Origin of the sequence: Paenibacillus spongiae, from assembly GCF_024734895.1 — a bacterium.
Lineage (GTDB): Bacteria > Bacillota > Bacilli > Paenibacillales > Paenibacillaceae > Paenibacillus_Z > Paenibacillus_Z spongiae.
Map to the genome: position 1 here is coordinate 7,132,099 of NZ_CP091430.1, position 12,672 is coordinate 7,144,770.

The window sequence follows — 12,672 nt, forward strand, 5'->3', positions numbered from 1 at the left end:
CTCAATCCGCCTCCTTCTTCGCGAGCACGATCGCACCGATAAAGGCAACCGTCAACACCACAGAGACAAGCTCGAACGGCACGACATAGCCTGTGAACAGCAGCTTGCCGATTTCCAGCGCACTATCCTCTACAAGCTGAGCAGGCTGCGATACCGGAAATTCGGTTTGGCGGATCGCATAGAATAGAATGCCGAACAGCGCCAGGGCTCCGACCGCGGCCAGCGCCTCATGCGAAGGTCTGCCCTTCTCCGCTTCCGCATCCTGGTGCTTCGTCATCATGATGCCGAAGATCATCAGAATGGAGACGGCCCCCGCATAGATGAGCACTTGGACGAAGGCGAGAAAATCGGCATTCAGGAGAATAAACATACCGGCGATCCCGATGAAGACGGCTGCCAGCGAGACGACCATATGAATGACCTTCGCGAAGCTGACCATGAGCACCGCACCGCTTATAATGATCACGGATAAGACAAAGAAGGCGACGAACTCGCCTGTCAATGGTACGTTAAACATCCTTCTTAGCGCCCCCCTTCCCCGCTTGGGGAGCGCCGATATTATTATTATCCTTGCGCACGTTCTTGTTATTGCCGTCCAGCCAGTCGATATCCATATACAAATCATCGCGGCTGTAGGACGCCAGCTCAAAATTATTCGTCATGACGATCGCTTCGGTCGGACAAACCTCCGTACACAGATCGCAAAGGATGCATATTTCAAAATTGATGTCGAAGGTATCGATGACCTTCCCTTTCTTCTCCGGATCCGGATTCGGCTTGCCGGTCAGCGTGATGCACTCTGTCGGACATACGCGTGCGCATTGATTGCACACAATGCATTGATCCGGTATAAAATGCTGAATCCCGCGGAAGCGGTCCGGCATGACGAACGGTTCGTCGGGATAGGAAGTGGTAACTTTCTTCGCCGTCATCGATTTGAGCGTGACGCCAAGCCCTTTCAAGAGACCCTTCATTCCTCTTCCCTCCGTTTATCCTTTAATGAACAGCTCGAGATAGACAGCTGTAATAAACACGTTCAGAATCGCCAGCGGCAGCAGCACCTTCCAGCCCATGCCCATCAGCTGGTCGATCCGGATTCTCGGCAGCGTAGCCCTTAGCCAGAACAGGAAGAACACGACCAGCGCAAACTTGAGCAGGAACCAGAGAATCCCCGGCACAAAATCGAGGAACGGCACCGGTGCATGCCACCCGCCTAGGAACAGAACCGTCGTCAACGCTGCAATGGCGTATACATACACATATTCCGATAACATGAAGAACGCGAAGCGGAAGCCGCTGTACTCTACGTGATAACCGGCGACTAGCTCGGATTCCGCCTCAGGCAGGTCGAACGGCGTACGGTTCAGCTCCGATACAGCCGCGATAATGAACACGATGAAGCCGACAATTTGCGGAAGGAAGTTCCACTGCCAGAACCAATCGCCCTGCAGCTCGCCGATTGTACGGAGATTCATGCTGCCCGACATCATAATGACGCCGGCTACCGATATGACGAGCGGCACCTCGTAGCTGATCATCTGCGCGGCTGAACGCATTCCTCCTAGAAGAGCGTACTTGTTGTTCGATGCCCATCCGCCAAGCACGATCGCAATCGTGGTGATGCCCGAAATCGCAACATAATAGAGCACTCCGACGTTAATATCGGCGAAATATAGTTTATTCGTATACGGAATGACCGCGAGCACGCTGAATGCGGGAACGTATGCAAGCGCGGGCGCAAGAATGAACAGCAGCCGGTCGGCTTTCCGCGGAATCGTGTCTTCTTTTATGAGCAGCTTGGTGATATCCGCCACCGTCTGCAGCAGGCCGAGAGGGCCTACCCGGTTCGGGCCGATCCGCAGCTGCATCCATCCAATAACTTTTCGCTCAAAGTAGATCGCATAGGTGACAAAGCCAAGAACCAGAACAAGCAGTACAATCCCCCATAGAGCAAAGATAAGGGTATTGCCCCAAGTTAGCGTTTCGTCCAGCCAGTTGCCCATCAGCAGTCCACCTCTCCGACGACAATATCAATGCCGCCTAGAATCGTAACGAGGTTCGTCATGGTTTCACCAACAAGCAGCTTCGGCAGTATTTGAAGATTAACGAATGACGGACGCCTGAATTTCAGCCGGTAGGGCTCTGCTTTGCCCTTGGAAACAATGTGGCAGCCGATCTCGCCGCGCGGCGATTCGATGCTGACATAGACCTCTCCAGCCGGCGGCCGAATGACGCGAGGCACTTTGCCCATCGTGTCGCCGGAGGAAGGAAACTGCTCCACGGCCTGCTTCAGAATGCGCAATGACTGACGTATTTCTTCAAGCCGAATCAAATAACGTTCATAGCAATCGCCCCTCGTGCCAAGCGGCACATCGAACTCGAAACGGTCGTACAGACTGTACGGCTTTGCTTTGCGCAAATCCCAGTCTACGCCGGTACACCGCAGGTTCGCCCCTGACAGGCCGTAATCGATCGCGGTCTGCGCATCGTATCGGCCGACATTCTTGATGCGCGCCAGAAATATTTCGTTGCCGCTCACCAGATTGTCGTACTCGACCAATTTCTTTTCCATATAGGGGATAAAATCGCGCACTTTATCGATCCAGCCTTCCGGCGCATCCCACTTGACCCCGCCTACTCGCATGTAGTTGTACGTGAGTCTTGCGCCGCACAGCTCGTTAAATAAATCAATAATGATTTCCCTGTCGCGGAATGCATATAGGAACGGACTCATCGCCCCAATATCGAGCAAATACGTGCCCCACCATACAAGGTGGCTTGCCACGCGCTGAAGCTCCATGACAATCAGCCGCATGAACTCGGCGCGCTCCGGGATCTCCAAACCCATTAACGTCTCGACCGCATGGCAGAGAACGTAGTTGTTGGTCATAGCCGATACGTAATCCATCCGGTCGGTATACGGAATGATTTGGGTATAGTTCAAATTCTCCGCGAGCTTCTCCGTACCCCGGTGCAAATAGCCCATCACCGGAATAGCTTCTTTAATGACCTCGCCGTCCAGCTTGACGACGATGCGGAATACGCCGTGCGTGCTCGGGTGCTGGGGGCCGACGTTAAGCAGCAGTTCTTCAGTGCGAATCACGGCTTGTCACACCTCCGGGTCTAATGGTTCATAATCTTTGCGCAGCGGGTGGCCTACCCATTCATCCGGCATCATGATGCGCCGCATGTCGGGATGGCCGGTAAAATCTACGCCAAGCAGGTCATATATTTCCCGTTCGTTCCAGTTCGCTGTTGCCCATATCGGTGTTGCAGAAGGAATTGAAGGGGCCTCCCGGTCTGTCCGCAGCTTCACGGCCAGCTCCCGTCTCGTTTCCAGCGAGACGAGATGATAGACGACCTCCATGTGCGTCTCATAGTCGACACCGGACACGTTGCGGAGATAGCTATACTGCTGACCGGCATGCGTTCGCAGCAAGTCCGCCGCTGCTTGCCAGTGATCGCGGGATACGACGATTACCGGCATGTGGTCGTTTATTTCATTTATGTATGCTTCCTCAACGGCATGCTCCGAGATTAATGAGCGCAGCAGCTGGACGGTCTCGTCGAGCTGCGGCTGCTTCGGCGATGGCGGCTTCGGTTCGGCCGGCTCAGCATCGGCTGCCTTCGCCGCCGCACGGGCCGCGCGCGCTTCCGCCGCGGCCTTCAGCTTCGCTTCGCGGTCGGAATCGCCGCCTGCGGCATCGCCCTCCGACGCCTTCGCAGCCGCACGGGCCGCACGCGCTTCCGCCGCGGCCTTCAGCTTCGCCTCGCGCTCGGGATCGCCGCCTGCGGCATCGCCCTCCGCTGCCTTCGCCGCCGCACGGGCCGCACGCGCTTCCGCCGCGGCCTTCAGCTTCGCTTCGCGCTCGGGATCGCCGCCTGCGACATCGCCCTCCGCTGCCTTCGCCGCCGCACGGGCCGCACGCGCTTCCGCCGCGGCCTTCAGCTTCGCTTCGCGCTCGGGATCGCCCTCCGCTGCCTTCGTCGCCGACTCCGGCTCTGTCTGATTCCGTTCCGAATCAGACAATTCCTGCCCTGCCTCCAATGAGTCGGCTCCGCCAGTCTTTTCGACCCGCTGCGTCTCGGCTTCCTGTATGCCATCCTTCTGCGGTTCAACGTTATGTTCGCCGGAAAGCTTCTCGTCCTTATTGTCCTTCTCTTCGCTCATCGGTTCGTCACCCGCTTCCCGGTCTTCGCCTCATAGCGGATTTTCTCCTGCAGCTTGTTAATGCCATAGATGAGCGCTGCCGGGTTAGGAGGACATCCTGGTATGTATACGTCAACCGGTACGATCTGATCGACGCCTTTCATGACCGCATAAGACTTTACATATGGCCCCCCTGCCGTTGCACAGGAGCCCATGGCAATAACCCACTTCGGCTCCGGCATCTGATCATACAGCCGTCGCAGCAGCGGGCCCATCTTCTTCGTTACGGTTCCGGCAACGATCATCACGTCCGATTGCCGCGGGGAGGTACGGAACATCACCCCGAACCGGTCCAGATCGTAATGCGATGCGCCGGTGCCCATCATCTCGATGGCGCAGCAGGCCAGCCCGAATGTCAGCGGCCACAAGGAGTTGCTGCGTGCCCAGGCCTTCAACTCCTCAAGCGTACCCATAAAAACGTTGCGTTCCAATTCCCGCCGTTCTTCCGGTGTAACTGACTCTAGATTGAATTCCATTTCAGCACCTTCTTCTTCCAGGCGTAGGTGAGTCCGATTAACAACAACCCGATAAAGATCGCCATCTCGACAAGAATAAATAGGCCGAGCTGATTATACGCAACGGCCCAAGGATATAGGAAAACGGTTTCGATATCAAAGATCACAAACATGAGCGCAAACAAATAGTAGCGCACGTTAAAACGGATCTGACCGTCCCCCACCGGTTCGTTCCCGCTTTCATAAGTCGTCTTCTTCTCTTCCGTCGGCTTGTGCGGGCGCAGCATGCGGCCCACAGTCAAGGCTACCACCGGAAGGAGGATGCCAAGCAAAATGAAAATCGTTACAATCACGTAGTTGTTGATGTATTTCTCCATACAATCGCCTCCGTGCGCATCGATATTCGGGCGGATAGGGGCCACGCCACTAGGTCAAAATTCACTCACAATTATAACAAAACCTGCCACTTCCGTCTATGACGTTATTGCACAAGACTCCCAATAATTAACGGTTGTGTACGTTTATTTCCTGCTTCTGCGGCAACTTCCCGTTGGATGATTGAGGCTTGAAATTGTCCGCGCAGGTTTCTGCCGCATCGGATTCATTCAAAAAAAAGCACCGCTATGCATCTGCATATCGGTGCTTCATCGAGTCTTTTTACATCCGGCCTTTGACATCCAGACGGTTCATAGCCCGCTGGAGCGCAAGCTCCGCACGGAGAGCGTCCAGATCTGCACGCTTCTTGTCGGACAAACGCTGTTCGGCACGCTGCTTGGCAGCTTGTGCGCGATCTACGTCGATTTCTTCCGGCATTTCTGCGCTTTCGGCCAGGATAACGACCTTGTCTTTGCGAATTTCCAGGAAACCGCCGTTCACGGCGATTACATGGCTCGCCCGGTCCTGCTTGATCGTAACCGGTGCAATCTTCAAAGGCGTTACTAGCGGGACGTGTTTGGGCAGAATGCCCATCTCGCCCTCTACGCCTTTGACGATCACCATATTGACTTCCTCAGCGTAGACTTTACGCTCAGGAGTAACGATTTCCAATAAAAAGGTGCTCATGCGGATACCTCCATTAACGGCGAATTACAATCCTTGAGCAAGCTGTTTAGCCTTCTCGATTGCGCCTTCAATCGATCCGACGTTATGGAATGCCGGTTCCGGAAGTTCGTCATGCTTCCCTTCAAGAATTTCCTTGAAGCTGCGGACAGTATCTTTAACAGGTACGTACAGTCCTGGCATGCCGTTGAATGCTTCGGCAACGTGAAGCGGCTGCGACAGGAACAACTGAATACGGCGAGCACGAAGTACGATCAGCTTGTCTTCCTCAGACAGCTCATCCATACCCAGAATCGCGATAATATCGAGAAGCTCTTTATAACGTTGAAGAAGCTTCTTAACGCCTTGCGCGACTTGGTAATGCTCTTCGCCCAAAATCTCCGGCGTCAAAATCCGGGAAGAAGAAGCGAGCGGGTCAACGGCTGGGAAGATACCCATCGCCGCGATGTTACGCTCCAAGTTGGTCGTTGCGTCCAAGTGGGCGAACGCCGTTGCTGGAGCCGGGTCAGTATAGTCATCGGCAGGTACATAGATCGCTTGGATCGATGTAACGGAGCCTTTTTTGGTGGAAGTAATACGCTCTTGCAATTGTCCCATCTCAGTTGCCAGCGTCGGCTGGTAACCTACCGCGGAAGGCATACGGCCGAGTAGTGCCGAAACCTCGGAACCCGCTTGCGTGAAACGGAAGATGTTATCGATGAACAGAAGAACGTCACGGCCTTCTGCATCACGGAAGTATTCCGCCATCGTCAAGCCGGTCAAAGCTACGCGAAGACGCGCGCCCGGCGGCTCGTTCATCTGACCGAACACCATCGCCGTCTTGGCGATAACGCCGGAGTCGCTCATCTCATGGTACAAGTCGTTACCTTCACGCGTACGCTCGCCGACACCGGCGAATACGGAGATACCGCCGTGTTCTTGAGCGATATTGTGAATCAACTCTTGCATCGTTACGGTTTTACCAACGCCCGCGCCGCCGAAGAGTCCGATTTTACCGCCCTTGGCGTAAGGAGCCATCAAGTCGATGACTTTAATGCCGGTTTCCAGCATCTCTTGCGACGTGGACAGTTCTTCGAATGGCGGAGCTTGACGGTGAATCGGATTCGAGATCGAACGGTCTACGTCGCCGTTGTTGTCGATCGGATCACCCAGTACGTTAAATACGCGGCCTAGCGTTGCAGGGCCTACCGGTACGGTAATAGGTCCTCCGAGGTCAACTGCAGTTGTACCTCTAACGAGGCCGTCCGTGGACGACATCGCGACACAGCGTACCATGTTGTCGCCAAGGTGAGTGGCCACTTCGACAGTCAAACTAATGTCGACTTCACTCGCGTCTTGAGCTTTTTTTTCAATTTTTATCGCATTCATGATGTCCGGTAATTGACCATTGTCGAATGCAATATCGACTACCGGTCCAGTTACCTGGACAACGCGCCCGTTGCTCATTGGGGTCCCTCCTAACAGTATTGTGCGGTTATGCCGCTTCTCGCTGATGCTTTGCAGCCGCAGCATAACTCGCTTCGAAAGCATAAACCACGTTTCATACTGCTAAAGGCTGGTTCATGCAATCAGAACATCGATACCTACTATTGCTGTGCGTTCGCACCGCCGACAATTTCCGAGATTTCCTGCGTAATTGCCGCTTGACGCGCACGATTGTACGTTAATGTCAGACCGGAGATCATCTTCGTTGCGTTCTTCGTCGCATTGCCCATTGCTGTCATACGAGCGCCGAACTCACTTGCTTTGCTCTCCAGAATCGCACTGTAAATAACGGTTTCCGCATATTTCGGCAGAAGTACGTTCAATACTTCTTCCGGAGACGGCTCGTACTCATATTCAGCCTTGGCCCCTCCGCTCGATTGCGGCTGTTCCAGTGGAAGCAGCCGTTTTACGACGGGGATTTGCGTCATAGCATTCTGGAACTGGTTATATACGAGGTACAGCTCGTCGTATGCTCCGTCTTCAAAGCCGCGAACCGCTTTAGCCGCAATGCTCTTGATGTCGGAGAATTTCGGCGAATCCGATAAACCCGTGGTTTCGTCTGCAAGGGCAATATTGCGGCGGGTAAAGTAATCGCGGCCTTTGCGTCCGATTACGAAGATGTCATATTCGCTGGCCGACTTATGATTCTCTTTCAGCGTATTTGACACTTTGCGAAGTACGTTTACGTTGTAACCGCCTGCGAGCCCACGGTCCGAAGTGAGTACCAGGTAAGCCGTCCGTTTGATTTCACGGCTTTGCAGCATTGGATGTTTCACGCTGCCGCCGCTGGAAGCGATGCTTGCGACCACTTCCCTGATCGTGTCGGTATACGGTCTTGCGGCGATGGCTGCATCCTGTGACCGCTTGAGCTTGGCAGCTGCAACCATCTCCATCGCCTTCGTAATCTGCTTCGTATTCTGTTTGCTCTTAATCTGGCGTTTGATTTCGCGCATTCCCTTAGCCAATCGTTGTCACCACCTTATTGCCAGGCTTGACACGTTAGGCAAGCCCGGCTCTATTCCGCGTTATTAAACCGACGCTGCAAAGCCCTTCTTGAAGGTGTTGATCGCTTCAATCAATGCTTTCTCATTGTCGGAGTTCAAATCTTTGGTATCGCGGATGGAAGCGAAGATTTCAGGCTTGTTCGCATCCACGTAGGCAAGGAATTCGGCTTCGAAACGGCGAATGTCCTGCACCGGAATAACATCTGCATGCCCTTTGGTCACGATATAGAGCGATACGACTTGACGTTCCAGAGGCAGCGGCTGGTTAATGCCCTGCTTCAGAATTTCAAGCGTTCTCTCACCGCGATTCAGACGGGATTGCGTAACTTTATCGAGATCGGAACCGAACTGAGCGAATGCAGCCAGTTCGCGATATTGTGCCAAGTCAGTCTTGAGTGTGCCGGCCACCTTCTTCATAGCCTTCGTCTGAGCCGAGCTGCCGACACGGGAAACGGAGTTACCTACGTTAACCGCTGGACGCTGGCCAGAGTAGAATAGATCGGACTCCAGGAAGATCTGTCCGTCCGTAATCGAGATAACGTTCGTTGGGATGTAAGCGGAGATGTCGCCCGCTTGCGTCTCGATGAACGGAAGTGCGGTCATCGAACCGCCGCCAAGCTCGTCGTTCAGCTTAGCTGCGCGCTCGAGAAGACGGGAGTGCAAGTAGAAGACGTCGCCTGGATAAGCTTCCCGACCCGGAGGACGGCGGAGCAGCAAGGAAAGCTCACGGTATGCTGCCGCTTGCTTGGAGAGATCGTCATAGATAACAAGAACGTGTTTGCCGTTGTACATAAAGTACTCGCCCATCGAGCAGCCTGTATAAGGCGCAATGTAGAGCAATGGGGATGGCTCGGATGCGCTCGCCGTAACGACGATCGTATAATCCATCGCGCCTTGCTTACGCAAGGATTCAACGACGGTACGAACAGTGGATTGCTTCTGTCCGATTGCAACGTAGATACAGATAACGCCATTGCCCTTTTGGTTGACGATCGTATCGATTGCGATTTGCGTCTTACCCGTTTGACGGTCGCCAATGATAAGTTCCCGTTGGCCGCGGCCGATCGGAATCATGGCGTCGATTGCTTTAATACCGGTTTGCATAGGTTCGAAAACGGATTTACGAGCCATAACGCCCGGGGCTGGAGATTCTACCGGACGCGTTGCAGTCGTTGCGATCGGGCCGTTGCCATCAACCGGCTCGCCCAGTGCATTCACGACGCGGCCAAGCAGAGCTTCGCCAACCGGCACTTCCATAATGCGGCCGGTTCTTTTGACTTGATCGCCTTCACGGATGCCAGTATAAGGTCCCATGATAACGACACCGACGTTATTCTCCTCCAAGTTGAGGGCCATGCCGACAACGCCGTTCGCGAACTCAAGAAGCTCGCCCGCCATTGCATTCTCTAATCCGTGTACACGAGCAATACCGTCACCGACTTGGATGACCGTACCGACATCGACGACTTGAATCTCGGATTTAAATTGTTCGATCTGTTGTTTAATCAGCGTGCTGATTTCATCAGGTCTGATACTCAATTCCGCTCACCCCTATCTACAGTGCTTGAGATTTCAACGCTTTTTCCAGACGTGCCAACTTGCCGGACAAGCTTCCGTCATACAGACGGTCTCCGATGCGCACCTGCACACCGCCAAGCAAGGATGGTTCCACGATCTGCTCTGCTTCGATCCGCTTGCCTGCAAGCGCTCCGAAGGTTGCTTCTACATTGGCCAGCTCCGCTGCCGACAAACGTTTCGCGGTATAAACCGTGGCATGCGACTTGCCCAGCGCTTCGCCCGACACTTTCGTGTACGAGTCGTAAACACCGCTCAGCGCGTCCTGGCGGCCACGTTCAATAAGAACTCCGATTGTACGCAGGACGACCGCAGATACCTTGTCGGATAAGACGCTATTAATAAGCTCGATTTTCTTCGTTACGCTAACGTTCGGTAACGCGAGAAACTTGCGTATTTCGGCATCTCCCTCGAGCGCTTCCACGACGAGTTTCAGCTGCTGCTCGACGTCTGCGATAATGTTCTGCTCCTGCGCAATGTCAAACAGCGCTTTGGCGTAGCGCTTCGCTACTGCGCTATCGCGGCTCATTTGCTTCCAACCTCTTTCAAGTATTGGTCAACAAGCTGCTCTTGTGACTTCTCGTCGATTTGCTTCTCGATAATCTTGGACGCGATTTGAACGGACATGCCGCTCACTTCGCTGCGGAGCGCAGCGATCGCCTTGTTCTTCTCGCTTGTAATATCTTGTACAGCGTTTTCCTTCACACGGTTCGCTTCAGATTTCGCCGTTTGCACGATTTCGTCGGCTTGTTTCACGCTGGTAAGCTTGGCTTGCTCGATAATATCGTATGCTTCTTTACGCGCTTGCTGAAGGGCAAGCTTCTGTTCTTCCAACTGCTGTTCCGCTTGCTTGCGGCTTGCTTCCGCCGAATTCATCTGTTCAAGGACAAGCAATCTGCGCTTCTCCATGATTCCCAATAACGGTCCGAATGCGTATTTGCTTAACAGCCAGTACAGTACTCCGAAAGCGATAATCGCATACACTGTCGATTCCCAATGGAGGGACATAGATGCAGCTCCTTTCTGTTCCCAGTATCCTCTTAATCAAAACGAAGGCGTGGAGGGCTATGGCCTTCCCCGCCATGATTCGTTATTACGGGTCTATTAGCTAAAGAACGCCAAGAAGCCGATAACAACGCCGATAATCGGAACAACCTCGACGATACCAACGCCGATAAACATCGTCGTTTGCAATTTACCTTGAAGTTCTGGTTGACGGGAGATGCCTTCTACTGTCTTGCTGACGATCAGACCGTTACCAATACCAGCGCCAAGGGCACCCAAACCAACTGCTAGAGCTGCTGCCAATACTTCCATTGTTAAAATCCTCCTCAAAAATGTAAAAGTTTTTTATTGTTGTGAATCGTATGCCTTATCCCGTCCAAACAGCGGTATGCGCCTGTTCCAATCGGGTCAACACGGTATTAATGCTCCTCGTGCACGGTCGTCTTGGAAATATAAACCATGGTGAGGATCGTGAACAAGAAGGCCTGGATAGCGCCTACAAATAGGCTGAAGCCCTGCCATGCGATCAGGAACGGAGTACCGACCCAACCCAGCATCAGAATCGTTGCGATCAGAATCTCGCCCGCAAAGATATTGGCGTAAAGCCGCAGTGCCAATGTGAGCGGTTTCGCCAATTCCTCAATAATGTTGAGCGGGAAGAAGATCGGGTAAGGCTCGAAGTAGTGTTTAAAGTAATGCTTGCGGTTCAGCTTCAGACCCAGGAAATGAACGAGCGCGAAGACAATCAGTGCAAGCCCTGCCGTTACGGCAAGGTCGGCCGTCGGCGATTTCCACCAAGCGATTTCCACGTGTCCGCCATGCTTATCCAAGTCCGCTTGCGTAATGCCCAGCGTCTCGTTAACCGTGTGCGTCTCCGTTACAATACCGAACGGAAGGCCCAGCACGTTGGAGATGAAGATGAACATGATGAGCGTCATGCCGAGACAGATGTAAGGTTTCACCTTATTCAGCGGCATCGTGCTGGCAATCGTGTTATGCACGAAATCGACGACCCATTCCAGAAAATTCTGCATTCTGGACGGATTATCGACCGACAGGTTGCGAACCGCCAATCTTGCCAATACAAACGTGATGATCACGGAAACCGTAATGGCGATGAAAGACGAAATATCAATGGTCAAGAATCCGATGCTAAGCTCTGGAAATAAATGCATACCGTATTTCACCCCTTTCCGCTACGAATTTCGTTTGTTCAAAAAATAGGCGTATGCCAGAGTTACAAAGGGCATGATGAAGCATGCGCTCAACGTCGCCGGCATACTAAATTGTTCCGGGTACTTCTTGGCGATCATGACGGCTAGCAGTACAGTCGCCAGTCGGCCCGCCAAGCCAAGGCTCATCTTCCGAGGCCCCTGCATGGCCGTAACCTTCCCAATCCAATCTACCCTTCTGCGCAGCAGAAACGTATTCGACACGCTCGCAGCCAAGCCCAGTACCAATCCGGCAGCTACGGTACGCCATTCCGGCACAGCAGCCCAGACGAGCAGGCAGCACGCCGAAAATAACAGAGCCGCCCGGGTTGCCTTCTTCATCATTTCATCCATCGGTGTCCTCCAAAGCTTTCTTGACAATGAGGATGGCTGTGATGATTCCGGCAGCCAGACCGAAGAGCACGCCGAAAATGATCCATCCCGGCGATCCGCCAAGCCACTTACCCAAGAATAGGCCGAGCACGGTACAGAATGCGACATCGAAACCTAAGGCTCCGACCATGGCTAGCGTACGCCACGGGTTATCTCCATTGCTCTTTTGTGTCATGGTTTTTTACCCCTGTCAATCCTCATACATTTTATCGGAGCAAAGGAAGGTTTGTCAATTCAATTAAAAGAAAACATTCCGTGAACAATCGGCTTCAAAC

General features: G+C 53.4%; 17 protein-coding genes. All 17 read right to left on the minus strand.

Going from position 1 to position 12,672, the window contains the following annotated elements; translation table 11 throughout:
* Position 1: 1 nt before the first annotated feature.
* The 17 genes from L1F29_RS32010 to L1F29_RS32090 all read right to left on the minus strand — a co-directional run bounded on the left by L1F29_RS32010 (position 2) and on the right by L1F29_RS32090 (position 12,572).
* Entirely contained in the window at positions 2-517 is a 516-nt protein-coding gene (locus L1F29_RS32010) for an NADH-quinone oxidoreductase subunit J (RefSeq protein WP_258386009.1), read from the minus strand.
* Complete coding sequence (gene nuoI / locus L1F29_RS32015; protein WP_258386010.1) at positions 510-974, minus strand: NADH-quinone oxidoreductase subunit NuoI; 465 nt, start codon at positions 972-974, stop codon at positions 510-512. Before nuoI ends, L1F29_RS32010 begins: the two co-directional genes overlap by 8 nt.
* Positions 975-989: 15 nt before the next feature.
* A complete protein-coding gene (nuoH, locus tag L1F29_RS32020) occupies positions 990-2,003 on the minus strand; it encodes an NADH-quinone oxidoreductase subunit NuoH (RefSeq protein ID WP_258386011.1) in 1,014 nt (337 codons plus the stop codon).
* A complete protein-coding gene (locus tag L1F29_RS32025) occupies positions 2,003-3,103 on the minus strand; it encodes an NADH-quinone oxidoreductase subunit D (RefSeq protein WP_258386012.1) in 1,101 nt (366 codons plus the stop codon). Before L1F29_RS32025 ends, nuoH begins: the two co-directional genes overlap by 1 nt.
* A 6-nt stretch (positions 3,104-3,109) precedes the next feature.
* Positions 3,110-4,171, minus strand: coding sequence for an NADH-quinone oxidoreductase subunit C (locus tag L1F29_RS32030; protein WP_258386013.1), 1,062 nt, complete (start codon positions 4,169-4,171; stop codon positions 3,110-3,112).
* Entirely contained in the window at positions 4,168-4,686 is a 519-nt protein-coding gene (locus L1F29_RS32035; protein WP_258386014.1) for a NuoB/complex I 20 kDa subunit family protein, read from the minus strand. Before L1F29_RS32035 ends, L1F29_RS32030 begins: the two co-directional genes overlap by 4 nt.
* Entirely contained in the window at positions 4,671-5,042 is a 372-nt protein-coding gene (locus tag L1F29_RS32040; protein ID WP_258386015.1) for an NADH-quinone oxidoreductase subunit A, read from the minus strand. Before L1F29_RS32040 ends, L1F29_RS32035 begins: the two co-directional genes overlap by 16 nt.
* A gap of 280 nt (positions 5,043-5,322) precedes the next feature.
* Entirely contained in the window at positions 5,323-5,727 is a 405-nt protein-coding gene (locus tag L1F29_RS32045; RefSeq protein ID WP_258386016.1) for a F0F1 ATP synthase subunit epsilon, read from the minus strand.
* A 24-nt stretch (positions 5,728-5,751) separates the two neighbouring features.
* A complete protein-coding gene (gene atpD, locus L1F29_RS32050; RefSeq protein WP_258386017.1) occupies positions 5,752-7,170 on the minus strand; it encodes a F0F1 ATP synthase subunit beta in 1,419 nt (472 codons plus the stop codon).
* Between the two features lie 140 nt (positions 7,171-7,310).
* Positions 7,311-8,174 (minus strand): ATP synthase F1 subunit gamma, encoded by an 864-nt coding sequence (gene atpG, locus L1F29_RS32055; RefSeq protein WP_309252355.1) that lies wholly within the window; start codon positions 8,172-8,174, stop codon positions 7,311-7,313.
* 63 nt (positions 8,175-8,237) lie between these two features.
* Positions 8,238-9,752, minus strand: a complete 1,515-nt coding sequence (gene atpA, locus L1F29_RS32060) for a F0F1 ATP synthase subunit alpha (protein ID WP_258386018.1) — start codon at positions 9,750-9,752, stop codon at positions 8,238-8,240.
* Between the two features lie 16 nt (positions 9,753-9,768).
* Positions 9,769-10,317 carry a F0F1 ATP synthase subunit delta gene (locus L1F29_RS32065; RefSeq protein WP_258386019.1) on the minus strand — a complete coding sequence of 183 codons (549 nt, stop codon included), beginning with the start codon at positions 10,315-10,317 and terminating at the stop codon, positions 9,769-9,771.
* Positions 10,314-10,796 (minus strand): F0F1 ATP synthase subunit B, encoded by a 483-nt coding sequence (atpF, locus tag L1F29_RS32070; protein ID WP_258386020.1) that lies wholly within the window; start codon positions 10,794-10,796, stop codon positions 10,314-10,316. Before atpF ends, L1F29_RS32065 begins: the two co-directional genes overlap by 4 nt.
* 96 nt (positions 10,797-10,892) lie before the next feature.
* On the minus strand, positions 10,893-11,105 hold the full coding sequence (atpE, locus tag L1F29_RS32075; RefSeq protein ID WP_258386021.1) for a F0F1 ATP synthase subunit C: 213 nt from the start codon (positions 11,103-11,105) through the stop codon (positions 10,893-10,895).
* A 107-nt stretch (positions 11,106-11,212) separates the two neighbouring features.
* Positions 11,213-11,968, minus strand: coding sequence for a F0F1 ATP synthase subunit A (gene atpB / locus L1F29_RS32080; RefSeq protein WP_258386022.1), 756 nt, complete (start codon positions 11,966-11,968; stop codon positions 11,213-11,215).
* 21 nt (positions 11,969-11,989) lie between these two features.
* Positions 11,990-12,358 carry an ATP synthase subunit I gene (locus L1F29_RS32085; RefSeq protein ID WP_258386023.1) on the minus strand — a complete coding sequence of 123 codons (369 nt, stop codon included), beginning with the start codon at positions 12,356-12,358 and terminating at the stop codon, positions 11,990-11,992.
* Positions 12,351-12,572 carry an AtpZ/AtpI family protein gene (locus tag L1F29_RS32090; RefSeq protein ID WP_258386024.1) on the minus strand — a complete coding sequence of 74 codons (222 nt, stop codon included), beginning with the start codon at positions 12,570-12,572 and terminating at the stop codon, positions 12,351-12,353. Before L1F29_RS32090 ends, L1F29_RS32085 begins: the two co-directional genes overlap by 8 nt.
* Between the last annotated feature and the right edge of the window lie 100 nt (positions 12,573-12,672).

What these genes read in the sequence shown, in the direction of transcription:
- atpE (WP_258386021.1), bottom strand. Translation starts at nt 11,105, where the DNA reads ATGGAAGTATTGGCAGCAGCTCTAGCAGTTGGTTTGGGTGCCCTTGGC.
- L1F29_RS32085 (WP_258386023.1), bottom strand. Translation starts at nt 12,358, where the DNA reads ATGGATGAAATGATGAAGAAGGCAACCCGGGCGGCTCTGTTATTTTCG.
- L1F29_RS32035 (WP_258386014.1), bottom strand. Translation starts at nt 4,686, where the DNA reads ATGGAATTCAATCTAGAGTCAGTTACACCGGAAGAACGGCGGGAATTG.
- L1F29_RS32040 (WP_258386015.1), bottom strand. Translation starts at nt 5,042, where the DNA reads ATGGAGAAATACATCAACAACTACGTGATTGTAACGATTTTCATTTTG.
- L1F29_RS32030 (WP_258386013.1), bottom strand. Translation starts at nt 4,171, where the DNA reads ATGAGCGAAGAGAAGGACAATAAGGACGAGAAGCTTTCCGGCGAACAT.
- L1F29_RS32065 (WP_258386019.1), bottom strand. Translation starts at nt 10,317, where the DNA reads ATGAGCCGCGATAGCGCAGTAGCGAAGCGCTACGCCAAAGCGCTGTTT.
- nuoI (WP_258386010.1), bottom strand. Translation starts at nt 974, where the DNA reads ATGAAGGGTCTCTTGAAAGGGCTTGGCGTCACGCTCAAATCGATGACG.
- L1F29_RS32010 (WP_258386009.1), bottom strand. Translation starts at nt 517, where the DNA reads ATGTTTAACGTACCATTGACAGGCGAGTTCGTCGCCTTCTTTGTCTTA.
- atpB (WP_258386022.1), bottom strand. Translation starts at nt 11,968, where the DNA reads ATGCATTTATTTCCAGAGCTTAGCATCGGATTCTTGACCATTGATATT.
- nuoH (WP_258386011.1), bottom strand. Translation starts at nt 2,003, where the DNA reads ATGGGCAACTGGCTGGACGAAACGCTAACTTGGGGCAATACCCTTATC.
- L1F29_RS32090 (WP_258386024.1), bottom strand. Translation starts at nt 12,572, where the DNA reads ATGACACAAAAGAGCAATGGAGATAACCCGTGGCGTACGCTAGCCATG.
- atpF (WP_258386020.1), bottom strand. Translation starts at nt 10,796, where the DNA reads ATGTCCCTCCATTGGGAATCGACAGTGTATGCGATTATCGCTTTCGGA.
- L1F29_RS32045 (WP_258386016.1), bottom strand. Translation starts at nt 5,727, where the DNA reads ATGAGCACCTTTTTATTGGAAATCGTTACTCCTGAGCGTAAAGTCTAC.
- atpD (WP_258386017.1), bottom strand. Translation starts at nt 7,170, where the DNA reads ATGAGCAACGGGCGCGTTGTCCAGGTAACTGGACCGGTAGTCGATATT.